10 protein-coding genes are annotated in these 15,141 nt (G+C 72.3%); 6 read left to right on the top strand and 4 right to left on the bottom strand.

The genetic code is table 11. The features are described 5' to 3' along the window. Positions 1-153: 153 nt before the first annotated feature. Positions 154-1,791 carry an ABC-F family ATP-binding cassette domain-containing protein gene (locus tag ACFXPK_RS30440; protein WP_385080331.1) on the bottom strand — a complete coding sequence of 546 codons (1,638 nt, stop codon included), beginning with the start codon at positions 1,789-1,791 and terminating at the stop codon, positions 154-156. 184 nt (positions 1,792-1,975) lie between these two features. Here ACFXPK_RS30440 and ACFXPK_RS30435 point away from each other — a divergent pair, with 184 nt between their 5' ends. Continuing rightward, entirely contained in the window at positions 1,976-2,938 is a 963-nt protein-coding gene (locus tag ACFXPK_RS30435) for an FAD-dependent oxidoreductase (protein ID WP_385080329.1), read from the top strand. A 96-nt stretch (positions 2,939-3,034) separates the two neighbouring features. Here ACFXPK_RS30435 and ACFXPK_RS30430 read toward each other — a convergent pair whose 3' ends face one another. After that, positions 3,035-4,423 carry a M14 family metallocarboxypeptidase gene (locus ACFXPK_RS30430; protein ID WP_385080327.1) on the bottom strand — a complete coding sequence of 463 codons (1,389 nt, stop codon included), beginning with the start codon at positions 4,421-4,423 and terminating at the stop codon, positions 3,035-3,037. 8 nt (positions 4,424-4,431) lie between these two features. Continuing rightward, positions 4,432-6,456: a Xaa-Pro dipeptidyl-peptidase gene (locus ACFXPK_RS30425; RefSeq protein WP_385080325.1), complete on the bottom strand. Its 2,025-nt coding sequence runs from the start codon at positions 6,454-6,456 to the stop codon at positions 4,432-4,434. A 234-nt stretch (positions 6,457-6,690) separates the two neighbouring features. Between ACFXPK_RS30425 and ACFXPK_RS30420 the strand changes: the two genes are divergently transcribed. Continuing rightward, complete coding sequence (locus ACFXPK_RS30420) at positions 6,691-7,731, top strand: LacI family DNA-binding transcriptional regulator (RefSeq protein WP_385000408.1); 1,041 nt, start codon at positions 6,691-6,693, stop codon at positions 7,729-7,731. 49 nt (positions 7,732-7,780) lie between these two features. On the opposite strand, the gene ACFXPK_RS30415 is transcribed toward ACFXPK_RS30420, so the two are convergent. Then, positions 7,781-10,036, bottom strand: a complete 2,256-nt coding sequence (locus tag ACFXPK_RS30415) for a glycosyl hydrolase (RefSeq protein ID WP_385000405.1) — start codon at positions 10,034-10,036, stop codon at positions 7,781-7,783. Positions 10,037-10,313: 277 nt separating this feature from the next. Here ACFXPK_RS30415 and ACFXPK_RS30410 point away from each other — a divergent pair, with 277 nt between their 5' ends. The 4 genes from ACFXPK_RS30410 (at position 10,314) to ACFXPK_RS30395 (ending at position 15,063) form a co-directional block, all read left to right on the top strand. Then, the gene (locus tag ACFXPK_RS30410) at positions 10,314-11,615 is read left to right on the top strand and encodes an ABC transporter substrate-binding protein (RefSeq protein ID WP_385000402.1); all 1,302 of its coding nucleotides are present in this window, start codon (positions 10,314-10,316) and stop codon (positions 11,613-11,615) included. Between the two features lie 91 nt (positions 11,616-11,706). After that, positions 11,707-12,675 carry a carbohydrate ABC transporter permease gene (locus ACFXPK_RS30405; RefSeq protein WP_385000399.1) on the top strand — a complete coding sequence of 323 codons (969 nt, stop codon included), beginning with the start codon at positions 11,707-11,709 and terminating at the stop codon, positions 12,673-12,675. Next, positions 12,672-13,583: a carbohydrate ABC transporter permease gene (locus ACFXPK_RS30400; protein WP_385000395.1), complete on the top strand. Its 912-nt coding sequence runs from the start codon at positions 12,672-12,674 to the stop codon at positions 13,581-13,583. The genes ACFXPK_RS30405 and ACFXPK_RS30400 overlap by 4 nt, the downstream gene beginning before the upstream one ends. Positions 13,584-13,665: 82 nt before the next feature. After that, positions 13,666-15,063, top strand: a complete 1,398-nt coding sequence (locus ACFXPK_RS30395; RefSeq protein WP_385080321.1) for a GH1 family beta-glucosidase — start codon at positions 13,666-13,668, stop codon at positions 15,061-15,063. Positions 15,064-15,141 lie beyond the last annotated feature (78 nt).

The following is a 15,141-nucleotide window of genomic DNA, read 5'->3' as shown; positions in this document are numbered from 1 at the left end:
GGGGGGGGCGCGCGGCGCACCCCCCCCCCGGGGCGGCCCCGCCCCCCCCCGGCCCCCCCCCCCCGCGGGTCTGAGCCTCGTACCCCCGGAGCCTCGTACCGACGGAGCCTCGTCCCTCGGAGCCTCGTACCGACGGGGCCCGGGGTCCAGGGGTCAGCGCTCGGTGACGCGGCCCGCCGACACGTCGAGGCGGCGGGTCGTGCGGACCGCGTTGAGCATCCTGCGGTCGTGCGTCACCAGCAGGAGGGTGCCGTCGTAGGAGTCGAGCGCCGACTCCAACTGCTCGATCGCGGGCAGGTCGAGATGGTTGGTCGGCTCGTCCAGGACCAGGAGGTTCACACCCCGGCCCTGGAGGAGCGCCAGGGCGGCGCGGGTGCGTTCGCCCGGGGAGAGGGTCGTCGCGGGGCGCAGCAGATGGTCCGACTTGAGGCCGAACTTGGCGAGCAGCGTACGGATCTCGGCGGGTTCGATGTCGGGGACGGCCGGGCGGAAGGCGTCCAGCAGGGTCCCTGATCCGTGGAAGAGCGCGCGGGCCTGGTCGACCTCGCCGACGACCACACCGGAGCCGAGGGTGGCGTGGCCGGTGTCCAGCGGCAGCCGGCCGAGGAGCGCGGCGAGCAGGGTGGACTTGCCGCTGCCGTTGACGCCGGTGATCGCGACGCGGTCGGCGCGGTCGATCTGGAGCGTGACAGGGCCGAAGCGGAAGCCGCCCCGGGTCGCTTCGGCGCCGTTCAGCGTCGCGACGACGGCGCCTGAGCGGTCCGCCGAGGCGATCTCCATCCGCAGCTCCCACTCCTTGCGCGGCTCCTCGACGACATCGAGGCGTTCGATCATCCGCTGCGTCTGGCGGGCCTTGGCTGCCTGCTTCTCGGTGGACTCCGTCCGGAGGTTGCGGCCGATCTTGTCGTTGTCGGTGGCCTTGCGGCGGGCGTTCTTGACGCCCTTCTCCATCCAGGAGCGCTGGGTGTGGGCCCGGCTCTCCAGGGACGCCTTCTTGTCCGCGTACTCCTCGAACTCCTCGCGGGCGTGGCGCCGGGCCCGCTCGCGCTCCTCCAGATACGCCTCGTAGCCGCCGCCGAAGAGGGTGATCTTCTGCTGGGCCAGGTCGAGTTCGAGGACCTTGGTCACCGTGCGGACGAGGAACTCGCGGTCGTGGCTGACGACGACCGTGCCGGCCCGCAGCCCGGTGACGAACTTCTCCAGGCGTTCGAGGCCGTCGAGGTCCAGGTCGTTGGTCGGCTCGTCCAGCAGGAAGACGTCGTACCGGGAGAGCAGCAGCGAGGCGAGGCTCGCGCGGGCGGCCTGGCCGCCGGAGAGGGTCGTCATGGGCTGGTCGAGTCCGACGGTGAGGCCGAGCGAGGCGGCGGTCTCCTCGGCGCGCTCGTCGAGGTCGGCGCCGCCGAGGGCCAGCCAGCGCTCCAGACCGACGGCGTAGGCGTCGTCGGCGCCGGGCGCGCCGTCGACCAGCGCCTGGGTGGCCTCGTCCAAGGCGGTCTGCGCCGCGGTGACGCCGGTCCTGCGGCCCAGGAAGTCCCGTACGGTCTCCCCCGCGCGCCGCTCCGGCTCCTGCGGGAGGTGGCCGACGGCGGCGGTGGGCGGCGAGAGCCGCAGCTCCCCGTCCTCGGGCGTGTCGAGTCCGGCGAGCAGCCGGAGCAGGGTGGACTTTCCAGCGCCGTTGGCACCCACGAGCCCGATCACGTCGCCGGGCGCGACGACGAGGTCCAGCCCGGAGAAGAGCGAGCGGTCGCCGTGTCCCGCGGCGAGGTCCTTGGCTACAAGTGTGGCAGTCATCAGAGCGTCCGATCGTAGCGGAGTGCCGGCCGTGGCAGCCCGCCGGCGCGGCTCGTCCGGGGCCGCGGTCGGACGGCGCTCCCCCAGGTGAGGGCGGGGAAGCAGGGTCTCGTGGGCAACACGGTGCGGTCCAGGGGATTTTGAAGGGGCTCGGGGCGCTCCCCCGGCCTTATAGGGTCGGTGCATGAGCGGCGGAACGTGCGATGTGGTCGTGGTCGGCGGTGGGGTCATCGGGCTGACGACGGCGGTGGTGCTGGCGGAGGACGGCCTGCGGGTGGTGCTGTGGACCCGTGATCCGGTGGCCAGGACGACGTCGGCGGTGGCCGGGGCGCTGGTCTGGCCGTACCGCATCGAGCCGGCCCGGCAGGTCGGCCCCTGGCTGGAGCTGTCGCTGGAGCGGTACGAGGCGCTCGCGGGCGACGCGGAACGTACGGGGGTGCGGATCGTGCCCGGTCTGATGGCGCACACCCCCCTCGACGGGCTGGGGAGCTGGACGTCCCGGGTACGGGGGCTGCGCGAGGCCCGCCCCGACGAGCTGCCCGAGGGGGTCGGCCAGGCGCTGCGGGCCAGGGTGCCGCTGATCGACATGCCGGTCTATCTGCGGTATCTGAAGGCGCGGCTGCGGGCGGCGGGCGGCACGGTCGAGCGGCGCTCGGTGACGGACTTCGGCGAGCCGGCCGCGTTGGCGTCCTCGGTGGTGGACTGCACGGGGCTGGGCGCCCGGGAGCTGGTGCCCGACGTGTCGGTGCATCCGGTGCGCGGGCAGGTGGTGATCGTGGAGAACCCGGGGATCGAGGAGTGGTTCGTGGGCGCGCTGCCGGGCGCGAGCGAGATGACGTACGTACTGCCGCAGCCGTACGGGGTGCTGCTCGGCGGGACCGCGACCGAGGGCTCCTGGGACCTGGGCCCCGACCAGGAGGAGGCCGACGCCATCGTGGCGCACTGCGCGCGGATCGTGCCCGCGCTGGCGGGCGCGCGGGTGCTGGAGCACCGGGTGGGGCTGCGCCCGGCCCGCCCCCGGGTGCGGTTGGAGGCCGTACCGCTGCCCGGCGGTGGGCGGCTGGTGCACAACTACGGGCACGGTGGCGCGGGCGTCACCGTGGCCTGGGGGTGCGCCGAGGAGGCCGCGCGGCTGGCCGTCGGCTGACGGGTCCCGCACCGCGAGCCGGAGCTCGTGCCCGAACAGCGGCCGGAGCCGGGGCCGGACCCGTCGCGCGCATCGGATCCGGCCCGGCTCGCGGTGTCAGCAGGCGGCGGGGGTGGCCGCTGTCAGGTGGTAGTCGGCCCGCCCGTCGAGGAGCAGCACCGCCAGCGCCCGCTGGGACTGGCGCAGCGGTACGAACGCGCCCTTCCCGGTGGGCAGCGCGACCACTCCGTGCAGCGCGAGCGCGTCCTTCACCCCGGCGTACTGCGCGGCGTCCAGCCGGTAGCCGCAGGGCGGGTCCTGGATGATCCGGTCGGAGGGCGCGGGATCGTTGTCGGCGCCCCCGAGGTAGACGGGGCCCTGGTCCCTCAGTCCGGCCAGCCGGGCGGAGGCGGTGGCCGCGGCGATCCGGGCCCGGCGCTCGTCGGCGAAGGAGAACAGGCCGCCCAGGGAGTCGAGCTGGCTGGTCACCCGGCGCCGGTTGTTGAGGGACGGGTCGGCCTTCTCCGCGTCGGTCAGCGGGTTCACCCGGCTCTCGATGAGCAGGCTGAGGGAGTGTTTGACGCCCGCCGCGTTGCGCAGGATGCGCTCCTGGCCGTCGCCCGCGGTCTGCCGGATGGGGTCACCGGTCACCGGGTCGGTCCAGATGCCGTACGTGCCGATGGAGTGGCCCGCCGCTTGGGCCGCCGGGCGTACGTAGCGCTCGGACAGACTCCGTGACGCGTCGTGGACCCCGGGGGCGGTGTTGAGGTTGCGCGGCCAGAGGTCGAAGAGGTCCTTGTCGTAGTAGGGCGGGGTGGCTCCGTACTCGTGCAGGTCGTAGACGATGTCCGGGGCGCGGTCGCGCAGGACGGCCGCCATGGCGCGGGCCTCGGCGGTGGCCAGTTCGACATGGTCGCGGTTGATGTCGACACCGTCGGAGTTGCCCCGGGTGTCGGCGGCCCGGCCGTCCGGGTTGGCGGTGGGCAGGACGAGGACGTTCGTACGGTCCAGGAAGCGCCGCGTCTCCCGGTCCCGGGGGTGGGCGAGGTCGCGGACGGTGGTGAGGCATGCCTCGCGCCCCGACGGTTCGTTGCCGTGCTGGCTGCACACCAGGAAGACGGTGACGGGGGCGCGCCGGGCGCCGAGTTCGACGAGCTGGAGCGGGCGCCCCTGCTTCGTCGTGCCGATGGTGCGCAGCGAGACGCGGTCGCCGCCCCGGGCCACGGCGGAGAGGAACGCCCGCTCCTCGGCCTCGCCGGTCCACCGCGCGCCGTCGCTGGTCTCGAAGCCGGTGCGGGGCTCGGTGGACGACGCTCCCTCCGCGGGGGCGGCGTGCGCGGGGGCGGGGGCGGTCGAGGACACGGCCAGGACCAGGGCCAGCGAGGACGCCGCCAGGGTCAGGGCGCGCGCCCCGGGGAGGCGGCGGAGCAGGGCGGTGGACCGCGACCGGGCGCCGGAGCGGGTCCCCGTCCGCGTGGCCGCCGAGGTGGCCGTAGGCGTCTCCATCGTCGTCCTCATCGCTGGTCCCCCGGGATGGGAGAGGTCGGTCGGGACCCGCTCACGCCGCCGCTCAGGGGCTCACGCGGGACGGCGTTCGGGGGTACGGCGCCGGTGGTGGCGCGGGCGAACGCCTGTGCGCCGCCGACGAACGGGACGTGCGCGGCCGTGCGGGTCAGATCGACGGTGAGCGTGGGGGTGCCGGCCGGCGGGTCGATGAGGCCCCGGTCGGTACCGGCGACGATCAGCGCGAGCCGGTGGCCGGCCGGGACGACATGGTCGGTCGCGGCCAGGTCGAGGGTGATCGTGTACGGCGTGCCGGGGGTGAGCGGGCGTCCCCGCTCCGGCGACGCGTAGGTGCCCAGATCGGCCCAGCCCCGGCTGACGACGTTGTGGCCCACGTCCGCGGTGCGGGCCGCGGTCTCCCGGTAGCAGGAGCTGTCCGCCGTGGTGCTCGGGCCCCAGCAGGTGCGTTCGGTGAGGGTGGTGATGCCTTCGCCGGAGGCGCCGTAGTCACGGATGGTGTCGGGGCCGAGATCGACCAGGACGGCGGAGAGATGGGCGGTCGAGGTGGACGGTGTGGCGGTGACGGTCACCTTCGAGGAGCCGGACAGCCGCAGGTCCCGGCTGAGGGGGCGGGTGACGAAGCCGGTCTTCGCGGGGGTGGTGCGGTCGATGTCGGTGGCCCAGTCGTCCTCGCCGAGGCGCCGGTCGTCGGTGAAGGTCTCGGTGGAGCCGGGCGCGGCGGGGGTGCGGCCGAGCGTGCCCACGCCGGGCAGGGCGCCGCTCGCCGGGCGCAGGGTGGTGGTGGCGGTGGTGCGCGGGGGCCAGACCCGGTCGGTGGTCCACCGGTCGGGGGCGCGCTCGATGTCAGCCATGGGCTCGCGGTCGATGCCGTTCTCGTAACCGAGGAGGTAGTGGTCGAACCAGCGGTGCAGGGTGGTGACCCAGGTGGCGCGGCGGAAGTCGAAGGGGTCGACATGGCCGGTCTGGGAGAGCCAGATCTTGCGCTCCACGCCCGCGTCGGCGAGCGCGTCCCACCACTGGCCGAGGTGTTTCGTACGGACGTTGAGGTCCTGCATGCCGTGGACGGCGAAGACGCTGGCCTTCACCTTGGACGCGTCCTTGACGTAGTCGCGCTCGGTCCACAGCGGGGTGATGTCGCCGCTGCGTGGCGCGCCGTCGACCAGCCGCTGCTGGACCGCCTGGCAGCGGGCGCGGGCCTCGGGGCTCTCCACGTAGTCCGAGAGCCATTCGGGGCCCGAGCCGTACAGGGGCGCGCCCTGCGCGAAGTAGTAGTCGTACCAGGAGGAGATGGCGGCGATGGGGACGATGGTCCTGAGCCCCTTGACGCCGGTGGCGGCGACGCCGTTGGCGATGGTGCCGTCGTAGCTCTTGCCGATCATGCCGGTGGCGCCGGTGGTCCACCCCGCCCGAACGGGCTCGGAGCCGGTGCGGCTGCCGTACGCGCGGGCGCGGCCGCCCAGCCAGTCGACGACGGCTTTGGCGGACTGGACGTCGGAGCGCCCGCCGGTGTCCACGCAGCCGTCGGAGCGGTTGGTGCCCGCCAGGTCGACGGCGACGAAGGCGTAGCCGCGCGGCACGAAGTAGTTGTCGTAGTGCAGGGGGAAACCGGCCGGGTCGCCGTTGGCGTCGTAGGTCTTGCGCTGGCTCTCGTTGCCCCGTCCGCAGCAGGAGTAGTAGGGGCTCGCGTCCATGATCACGGGGATCTTGCGGCCCTGGAGCGCGGGTTCGTGCGGGCGGACGATGTCGACGGCGACGCGGTCGGTCCTGCCGTCCTCGTCGCTGTCGAGGCCGGTGTCGACCCAGACCGACTCCCTGACCGCGTCCTCGTACGAGTAGACCGGACGGCTCTCCTCCACCCGCTGGCCGCTCACCGCCGGGGGTGTGCCCTGCTCGGCCCCCTGTGCGGGGGCGGGGGTGAGCACCACCCCGAGCAGCACGGCGGAGGCCGCCGCGGCGAGCGCTCCGCGGGACCGGTGTCCGAATGATCTGCGGGCAGCCCGCGGCCGGATCTCCATGGGGCGGAAGCTACCCCGGTCAACTCCCGTTCAAAAGAGGGCAGTCCCGGGATCAGGGAGACATCGGGAGGACATCGGGGAAATGTCAGGGGGCCACGGTGGACTGGGAGCGCTCTCAGGCGCCATGGTCAGCGGCTAGTGTGGGGGTCTGTCCGGCTGGCGCGCCGCGCCCCGCGCGGGCGCCGTCGCCGTCGCCGTACAGTCCGCCGTATCCACCGACGAGGAGCGCACGTCGTGTCCGAGCCGACCCCTGGGGCACGCCCCACTCTGGAAGCCGTCGCGGCGCGCGCCGGTGTCTCCCGGGCCACGGCCTCCCGGGTCGTGAACGGCGGCGCGGGGGTGCGCAGCCCGCTGGTGGAGAAGGTGCGGCGGGCCGTGGACGAGCTGGGGTACGTTCCGAACCACGCGGCCCGCTCCCTGGTCACGCGGCGCACCGGCGCGGTCGCCGTGATCATCGCGGAGCCGGAGATCCGGATCTTCTCCGACCCGTTCTTCTCCCAGCAGATCCGCGGGATCAGCAAGGAGCTGACCGCGCACGACACCCAGTTGGTGCTCCTGCTGCTGGAGGGTCCCGGCGACTACGAACGGATCGCCCGCTATCTGGCGGGCGGCCATGTCGACGGCGCGCTCGCCTTCTCCCTGCACACCGACGACCCCATCCCGGCGATCACCCGGCGGGCCGGGATCCCCACGGTGTACGGGGGCCGGCCGAGCTGGACATCGGCCGCGGACCAGCAGGCCGTGCCGTACGTGGACGCCGACAACCGCGGTGGGGCCCGGCAGGCCGTGCGCCATCTGCGGGACCTGGGGCGGCGGCGGATCGCGCACATCGCGGGGCCGCCCGACCAGACCTCGGCGACGGACCGGCTCGACGGCTACCGGGACGTGCTGATGGACGAGGATCCGGCGCTGGTGGAGGCGGGTGCGTTCACCGAGGAGAGCGGCGCGCTGGCGATGGCGGAGCTGCTGGACCGGTGCCCCGATCTGGACGCGGTGTTCGCCGCGAACGACCTGATGGCGGCGGGCGCGCTGCGGGTGCTCAAGGAGCGGGGCCGCTCGGTGCCCGGCGATGTGGCCGTGGTGGGCTTCGACGACATGGACGCGGTGGTGGGGGTCACGGATCCGGCGCTGACCACCGTCCAGCAGGACGTCGACGGGCAGGGGCGGCTGATGGCGCGGCTGCTGCTGCGCGGTCTCGACCGGGACCGGGAGGGTTCCACCGCGCCCGCCTCGGTCATCACACCGACCACACTGGTACGGCGGGACTCGGCCTGAGCCGTGTCCCGCCGTACGGGTGGTCCCTCCGGTGTGCCGCGTCGCGCTGCTACTTCGTCGCGGTGGACCGGGCCGGGACGTCGAGCGTCGTACCGTCCGAGAAGGTGACGGTGGTGGCGGTGGCGCCGAAGTTGTGCGCCGCGTGGACCCGTACCCCGTTCCTGCTGAAGACGGCCGAGGTGGGCACGGAGCCCGTCACGGTCGCGTCGGGGGCGCCCAGCGCGTCCAGGGTGGCGATCCAGTGGTACGTGTGGGCCTTGGACTCGCCCGCCTCCGGTGTGTAGTCCGCGCCGCCCGCGTCCCACTTCGCCTTGGCCGAGGACGGGTCGGCCAGCGCCTCGAACTCCCAGAGGATGTCGCGCCATTCGACGGCGGGGCCGCCGTTCTCCCGCTCCATCTCGGCGAGATTGCGCCGGATGGCCTCCTTCTCGCGGGCCAGGTGGAGCGAACCCCCGGTGACGGGGAGGACGTTGATGCCGTGGATCTCCTCCGGGTTGGCGGTCCACCAGGTGGAGTACGCGCCGCCGCTGCCCCAGACCATGCCGACCGTGTCATGGCCGAAGGAGGACGGAAAGACCTCCTGGTCGGCGTCGAACCAGTACTGGGCGATCGCCTCGGACTCGGTGGCGAGCAAGTAGCTGCCCAGGTCGCGCAGTTCGGCATCGCCGGTGGCGGAGCCCCAGAGCACCAGGGCGGCGCTGAGGTTGGTGGACTCCGAGGAGGACTCCTGGTTGTTGCCCGCGGCGAAGCCCTGGTGCCCGGAGGCCCAGCTGTGGCCCGCGTACACGTCGAAGCCGCGCAGGAAGGGGAAGGCGGTGTCCGTGCGGCTCGGGTTGGCGGTGTCGCGTACCAGCGTCTTCACCATCGAGCCCCAGGCCGCGTCGGCGGCCCACGCCTGGTCGTACTGGGCGACGATCGCCGCCGCGTAGACGTAGTAGCTGTAGTGGAAGTGGTGGTCGTTCAGCTCGGTGTCGCTGCCGTAGGAGGCCGGGTAGCCGATCAGTGTCTTCCACTGCTTGTCGTAGCTGAACTCGCTCGCGCCGCCCGCCGTGAACCACTCCTCCAGCCTGCCCTTGAGCAGTCCGAGGAGCTTGTCACGGGTCGCGGACTCGCCGATCTGGTCGGCCATGGGGACCAGTTGGGCGAGCCGGCCCAGCGCCTTGCCCGTCCAGTACGTGTCGGTCGCGCCGGAGAACGGGTCGGCCGCGTTCGCCGCCTCGTCCAGATACCCCTTGAGCCGCGCCCGGTCCACCCCGTCGGCGGCGGGCAGGGCGGGCAGCACCCCGGAGGACTGCTGGCTGGTGGTGAAGGAGGCCGCCTCGCGGACCTTCATGGTGCCGCGCGGTGAGACATAGGTGTACGGGGTCAGCGCGTCGGTGGTGTGCAGCCACTGGTGCCGGTAGAGGGCCTGGAGGGTGCCGGTCTCGGTGCCCTCCTGCGGCTCGGTGGTGAGCCGGTAGGTCGCCTTCACCGTACCGGCGCCACCGCTCCAGCTCACCTCGGAGCCGGTGACGAAGCTGTACGCGTACTTCCGGTACGTCGCCAGCGCGTCGGTGGAGGGCAGGACGGCGAGGGAGAAGTAGTCCTTGGCGCCGAGCCCGGCCGTGATGGTGGAGCCGGCGACCGACCAGTCGCTGCCGCCGGGCGCGAACAGGGCGTAGTGGTGGCCCGCGACGGTGATGCCGAGGACGTTGCCGTCGTCGGCGAAGACGGTGGGCGCGGCGGCGGTGGTGATTCGCGCGTCGCCGCCGGAGCCCTTGGCGTAGACGTAGGGCAGCCCGTGTCCGATGGTGGTCCGCAGGGTGCGGGAACCGTCCGACCAGTAGGGCGTGACCGTCCAGTCCGACCAGTCGTCGGCCTTGGTGTCGGGCGAGTTGAGCCCGGTCAGCCCGAGGGTGAGATCGGCCTTGTGGGCGTACTCGTACTGGCGGCCCTCGCCGACGATCGCCGGGGTGGTCGGGTAGCCGACCTCCAGTCCGCCCGAGGTCGCCTGGTAGGTGAGGGGGTGGCCGTACATCGGGGTGGAGTACGGGTTGTCGCCGTACCGCTGGAAGGCGAGGGAGGACCACCAGTCGTTGGTGGGCACCGGCTTGTCCCGGGCCGCCTCGGTCACCTTGGGCGTGACGGGCGTGCCGGTGTTGGTGGTGGGGCCGGACGTGCCGGCGGGCCGGGTGTCCGAGTAACTGCCCGCTCCGACGGGGACATTGGCGGCCACGGCCGGGGAGGCGGCGGGGCCGAGGCCGATGGCGGCCAGGGTGCTGACCAGGACCAGCGCGGCGGCTGGTCTGGCACGGGAGACGGACATGGGCGGCACCTCACGGGGTGGTGGGGGGATGTGGGGGTGGTGGGGGTGGGGGGTGGGACGTCGAGCGTTCGAGAGCGCTCTCAGACGCCAGGAAACGTAAAACTTCTGAAACAGAAGTGTCAATACGTCGGACACAGAGGCGAGTTAGGGCTCGCCCCCATCCGTTACGCGTTCGAGTCTTGACGGGGCGGTCCGCTCCGGGGCACGCTCCACCCCAGATTCTGAGAGCGCTCTCAATCGGCTCTCGTGTGTACTCCGAAGCCAAGGGAGGCTTCTCATGCCCATCGCCCGAGCCGCCAGCAGGGCCGCGGTCCGTCTCGGTGCGGTCGTGCTCTCCGGGGCACTGCTCGTCGCCTGCGGGTCAGGTTCCTCAGGGACCTCCGACAGCGCGGGAGGCAAGGTCACGCTGACCGTAGACCTCTTCGGATCGTTCGGTTACAAGGAGGCCGGGCTGTACGCGGAGTACCAGAAGCTCCACCCGGACATCAAGATCAAGCAGAGCGACACCCAGGAGGAGACCGACTACTGGAAGTCGCTCCAGACCCGGCTGGCCGGCGGCGGCGGGCTCGCCGATGTGCAGGGCGTGGAGGTCGGACGGATCGCCTCGGTCACCCAGCAGCAGTCCGACAAGTTCGAAGACTTGAAGCAGTACGGCGCGGACACGCTCAAGGACCAGTTCGCCGAGGCCAAGTGGTCGGCGGCGACGACGCAGGACGGCCGGATCCTGGGACTCGGCACCGATGTCGGGCCCGAGGCGATGTGCTACCGCTCCGACCTGTTCAAGAAGGCGGGGCTGCCGACCGACCGCGCCGAGCTGGCGAAGAAGTGGTCGACGTGGGACGGCTATCTCGCCCTCGGCAAGGAGTACATGGCGAAGGCACCGGCGAAGAGCGCCTGGCTCGACAGCGTCGGCAGCCTCTACTCGATCATGATCGGCCAGGAGGAGGAGCGGTACTACAACGCCTCCGGCAAGCTGGTCTACGAGCAGAACCCGGCCGTCAAGACCGCCTGGGACACCTCGGTCAAGGCCGCGGACGCCGGGCTGAGCGCCAAGCTCGACCAGTGGTCGCCGCAGTGGAACCAGGCGTTCGCGGCGGGCTCGTTCGCCACCATTCCGTGCCCGGCGTGGATGCTCAGCTACATCAAGGGCCAGGCGGGCGAGAACGGTTCGGGCAAGTGGGACATCGCCGCGCTGCCCGGCGGTGCGGGCAACTGGGGCGGTTCGTACCTCTCGGTACCGCGCGCCGCCGAGCACAAGAAGGAGGCGTACGAGCTGATCAAGTGGCTCACCGCGCCCGAGCAGCAGGCCAAGCTCTTCCGGGAGCAGGGCATCTTCCCCTCCTCCACCGGTGCCATCGAGCAGATCGCCGACACGAAGGACCCGTACTTCTCCGGCGCGCCGACCGGCCAGATCTTCGGTGACGCGGCCAAGGCCGCGCCCGTACAGGTCCTCGGCGTCCATGACGCCAATGTCGCCCAGCAGATCACCAACGCGCTGAGCGAGGTGGAACGCAAGGGCGTCGCGTCCGACAAGGCGTGGTCGACGGCGAAGAAGGGCGTCGAGAACGTCATCGGCTGACCGGGTTCCCCGGCCGGTCCCGACCGGGGCCGGCCGGGCCCTTCCGCATCCCGCCCCGGTTCTCCTCTCCCCCGCTTGCGAAGGCCGATCCATGACCCTCACCGCCACCGCGAAGGCGGCGCCGCCGCCCGCGCCGGGCTCTCCGGTGTCCCGGGCGTCCGCCGTGCGCCGCTCCTGGCGCGCGTTCTCGCCGTACGCCTATCTCGCCCCCTTCTTCACCCTGTTCGCCGCCTTCGGGCTCTTCCCGCTGCTCTACACGGCGTATGTCTCGCTCTACCGGGTGGAGTTGCAGACGCCGGGCGACATGCAGTGGCGCGGACTCGGCAACTACACGGCGATCTTCACCGACGCGTTCTTCTGGACCGCGCTGCGCAACACCTTCACCATCGGTGTGCTCTCCACCGTGCCGCAGCTCGTGATGGCGCTGGGGCTGGCCCATCTCCTCAACTACAAGCTGCGCGGGCGGACGTTCATCCGTACGGCGATGCTGCTGCCGTACGCGACCTCGGTGGCCGCGGCGACCCTGGTCTTCGCCCAGCTCTTCGGACGCGACTTCGGACTGATCAACTACGTGCTGGGGCTGGTCGGCGTCTCCCCGGTGGACTGGCAGACCGGCACCGTCGCCTCGCAGATCGCCGTGTCGACCATCGTGATCTGGCGCTGGACCGGGTACAACGCGCTGATCTATCTGGCGGGCATGCAGTCCATCCCGAGCGAGCTGTACGAGGCCGCAGAGGTCGACGGGGCCTCGCGCTGGCGGCAGTTCATCCATGTCACCCTGCCGGGGCTGCGGCCCACGATCATCTTCACGGTCGTCGTCTCGACCATCGGCGCCACCCAGCTCTTCGGTGAGCCGCTGCTCTTCGAGGGGTCCATCTCGGGCGGCATCTCGCACCAGTACCAGACACTCGGCCTCTACCTGTACGAACAGGGCTGGGGCTTCTTCCACCTCGGCCGGGCCGCCGCGATCGCCTGGGTGATGTTCCTGCTCATCCTGATCCTGGTCGGCATCAACGCCCTGGTCGCGCGCCGCCGTTCGCGTAAGGAGGCCGGGCGATGACCACACTCACCGCGCCGCCGACCCCACCGTCCCCGCCCGCCGGGAAGGAGCCCGAGCCCGCTCCGGTCCGGCGCAGGACCCGCGCCGGGGGCACGATGCGGGGCGGCTGGCTCTCGTACACGATCCTGACCGTCTCGCTGCTCTTCTCGGCGTTCCCGTTCTACTGGACGGTCGTCGCGGCCAGCCGCTCCAACGCCGATCTGGCGAAGGTGCCGCCGACGCTGCTGCCGGGCCCGCACCTGATCGACAACTTCCAGGCGGTGCTGGAGGAGGCGGACATCGGCAAGGCGCTCCTCAACTCGCTGATCGTCTCCGGGTCGATCACGGTGGGGACCGTGCTGTGCTGCACCCTGGCCGGGTTCGCCTTCGCCAAGCTGCGTTTCCGCGGGCGCGGCGCGCTGCTGGCCGTCACCATCGGCACCATGATGATCCCGCCGCAGCTCGGGGTGATCCCGCTGTTCATGCTGATCGCCGAACTCCAGTGGATCAACCAGCTCCAGGCCGTCATCCTGCCCGGACTGGTCTCCGCGTTCGGTGTGTTCTTCATGCGGCAGTACCTGGTGCAGTCGCTGCCCGACGAGCTGATCGAGGCCGCCCGGGTCGACGGCGCCTCCACCGCGCGGATCTTCTGGTCGATCGTGGTGCCCATCGCCCGGCCCGGGATGGCGGTACTCGGGATGCTGACCTTCATGACGGCGTGGAACGACTTCTTCTGGCCGATCATCGCGCTCTCCTCGCAGAACCCGACCGTCCAGGTGGCGCTGCGCCAGCTCGGCGGCGGCTATGTGCACGACCAGTCCGTGATCATGGCGGGCACCCTGCTCGGCACGCTGCCGGTGCTGGTGGTCTTCGGGCTGCTCGGCCGGCAGATCGTCGGCGGCATCATGCAGGGCGCCGTCAAGGGCTGACCCCGCCCGTACCACCCGTATCCCCCCACCGCACCACCCGTACCCCCACTGTTCCGTCGCTCACTCACGGGAGCCCTTCTTCATGACCGCTGTCGACGCTCGCCCTCAGACCGCCGTGGAGGCCCGCTTCCCCGCCGGATTCCGGTGGGGCACGGCCACCGCCGCGTACCAGATCGAGGGCGCCGCCACCGAGGACGGCCGTACGCCGTCCATCTGGGACACCTTCAGCCGGACGCCCGGCCGGGTCCGCAACGGCGACACCGGTGACATCGCCGCCGACCACTACCACCGGATGGACGAGGACGTCGCGCTCCTCAAGGAGCTGGGCGTCACCGACTACCGCTTCTCGGTGTCCTGGTCGCGGGTCCAGCCCACCGGGCGCGGCCCGGCCGTCCAGCGCGGCCTCGACTTCTACCGGCGGCTGACCGACGCCCTGCTGGCGGCGGACATCAGGCCCGTCGCCACGCTCTACCACTGGGATCTGCCGCAGGAGCTGGAGGACGCGGGCGGCTGGCCGCAGCGGGAGACGGCCGAGCGGTTCGCGGAGTACACGCGCCTCGTCGGCGAGGCCCTCGGCGACCGTGTCTCCACCTGGACCACGCTCAACGAGCCGTGGTGCTCGGCCTTCCTCGGTTACGCCTCCGGGGTGCACGCCCCCGGCCGTACGGATCCGGCCGCCGCGCTGCGCGCCGCGCACCATCTGAACCTGGCCCACGGTCTGGGCGTCCGCGCGCTGCGCGACACACTGCCGCGTCAGGCCGAGATCTCGCTGACGCTCAACCTGCACGCCCTGCGGCCGCTCACCGACACACCGGCCGACCTCGACGCGGTGCGCCGGATCGACGCCGTGGGCAACCGGATCTTCCTCGACCCGGTCTTCCACGGGCGGCTGCCGGAGGACCTGGTCACCGACACGGCCGCACTGACGGACTGGTCGTTCGTGCGGGACGGCGACCTGGAGACCATCTCCGCGCCGATCGACTCGCTCGGCATCAACTACTACTCCCCCACCGTCGTCGCCGCGGGCTCCTCGGAGACGCCCTCACCGTGGCCGGCCGCCGAGGGGCGCGTCCGCTTCGTACCGGCTCCCGGGCCGCGTACGGCCATGGACTGGCCGGTCGACGCGGACGGGCTGTACGAACTGCTCACCCGGCTCCGCGACGAACTGCCCGGCACCCCGCTGATGGTCACCGAGAACGGGGCGGCGTACGACGACTACGCGGACCCGTCCGGCGAGGTCCACGACCCCGAGCGCGTGGCCTACCTCCACTCGCACCTCAGCGCGGTGCACCGGGCGATCGCGGACGGCGCGCCGGTGGGCGGCTACTTCCTCTGGTCGCTGCTGGACAACTTCGAGTGGGCCTACGGCTACAGCAAGCGGTTCGGCATCGTCCATGTCGACTTCGCGACACAGCGCCGTACGGTCAAGGACAGCGCGCGCTGGTACGCGCAGGTCATCGGGCGTGGCGGCCTCGGCTGACCTTCCCCCGGCCCCCCGGCCCCCCCCCCGCCCCCCCCCCCCCCCCCGCCCCCCCCCCCGCCCCAGCCCGCTCGGCGG

This window comes from Streptomyces sp. NPDC059142 (genome assembly GCF_042755665.1).
Lineage (GTDB): Bacteria > Actinomycetota > Actinomycetes > Streptomycetales > Streptomycetaceae > Streptomyces.
This window is presented reverse-complemented; position numbering and strand designations above follow the sequence as displayed.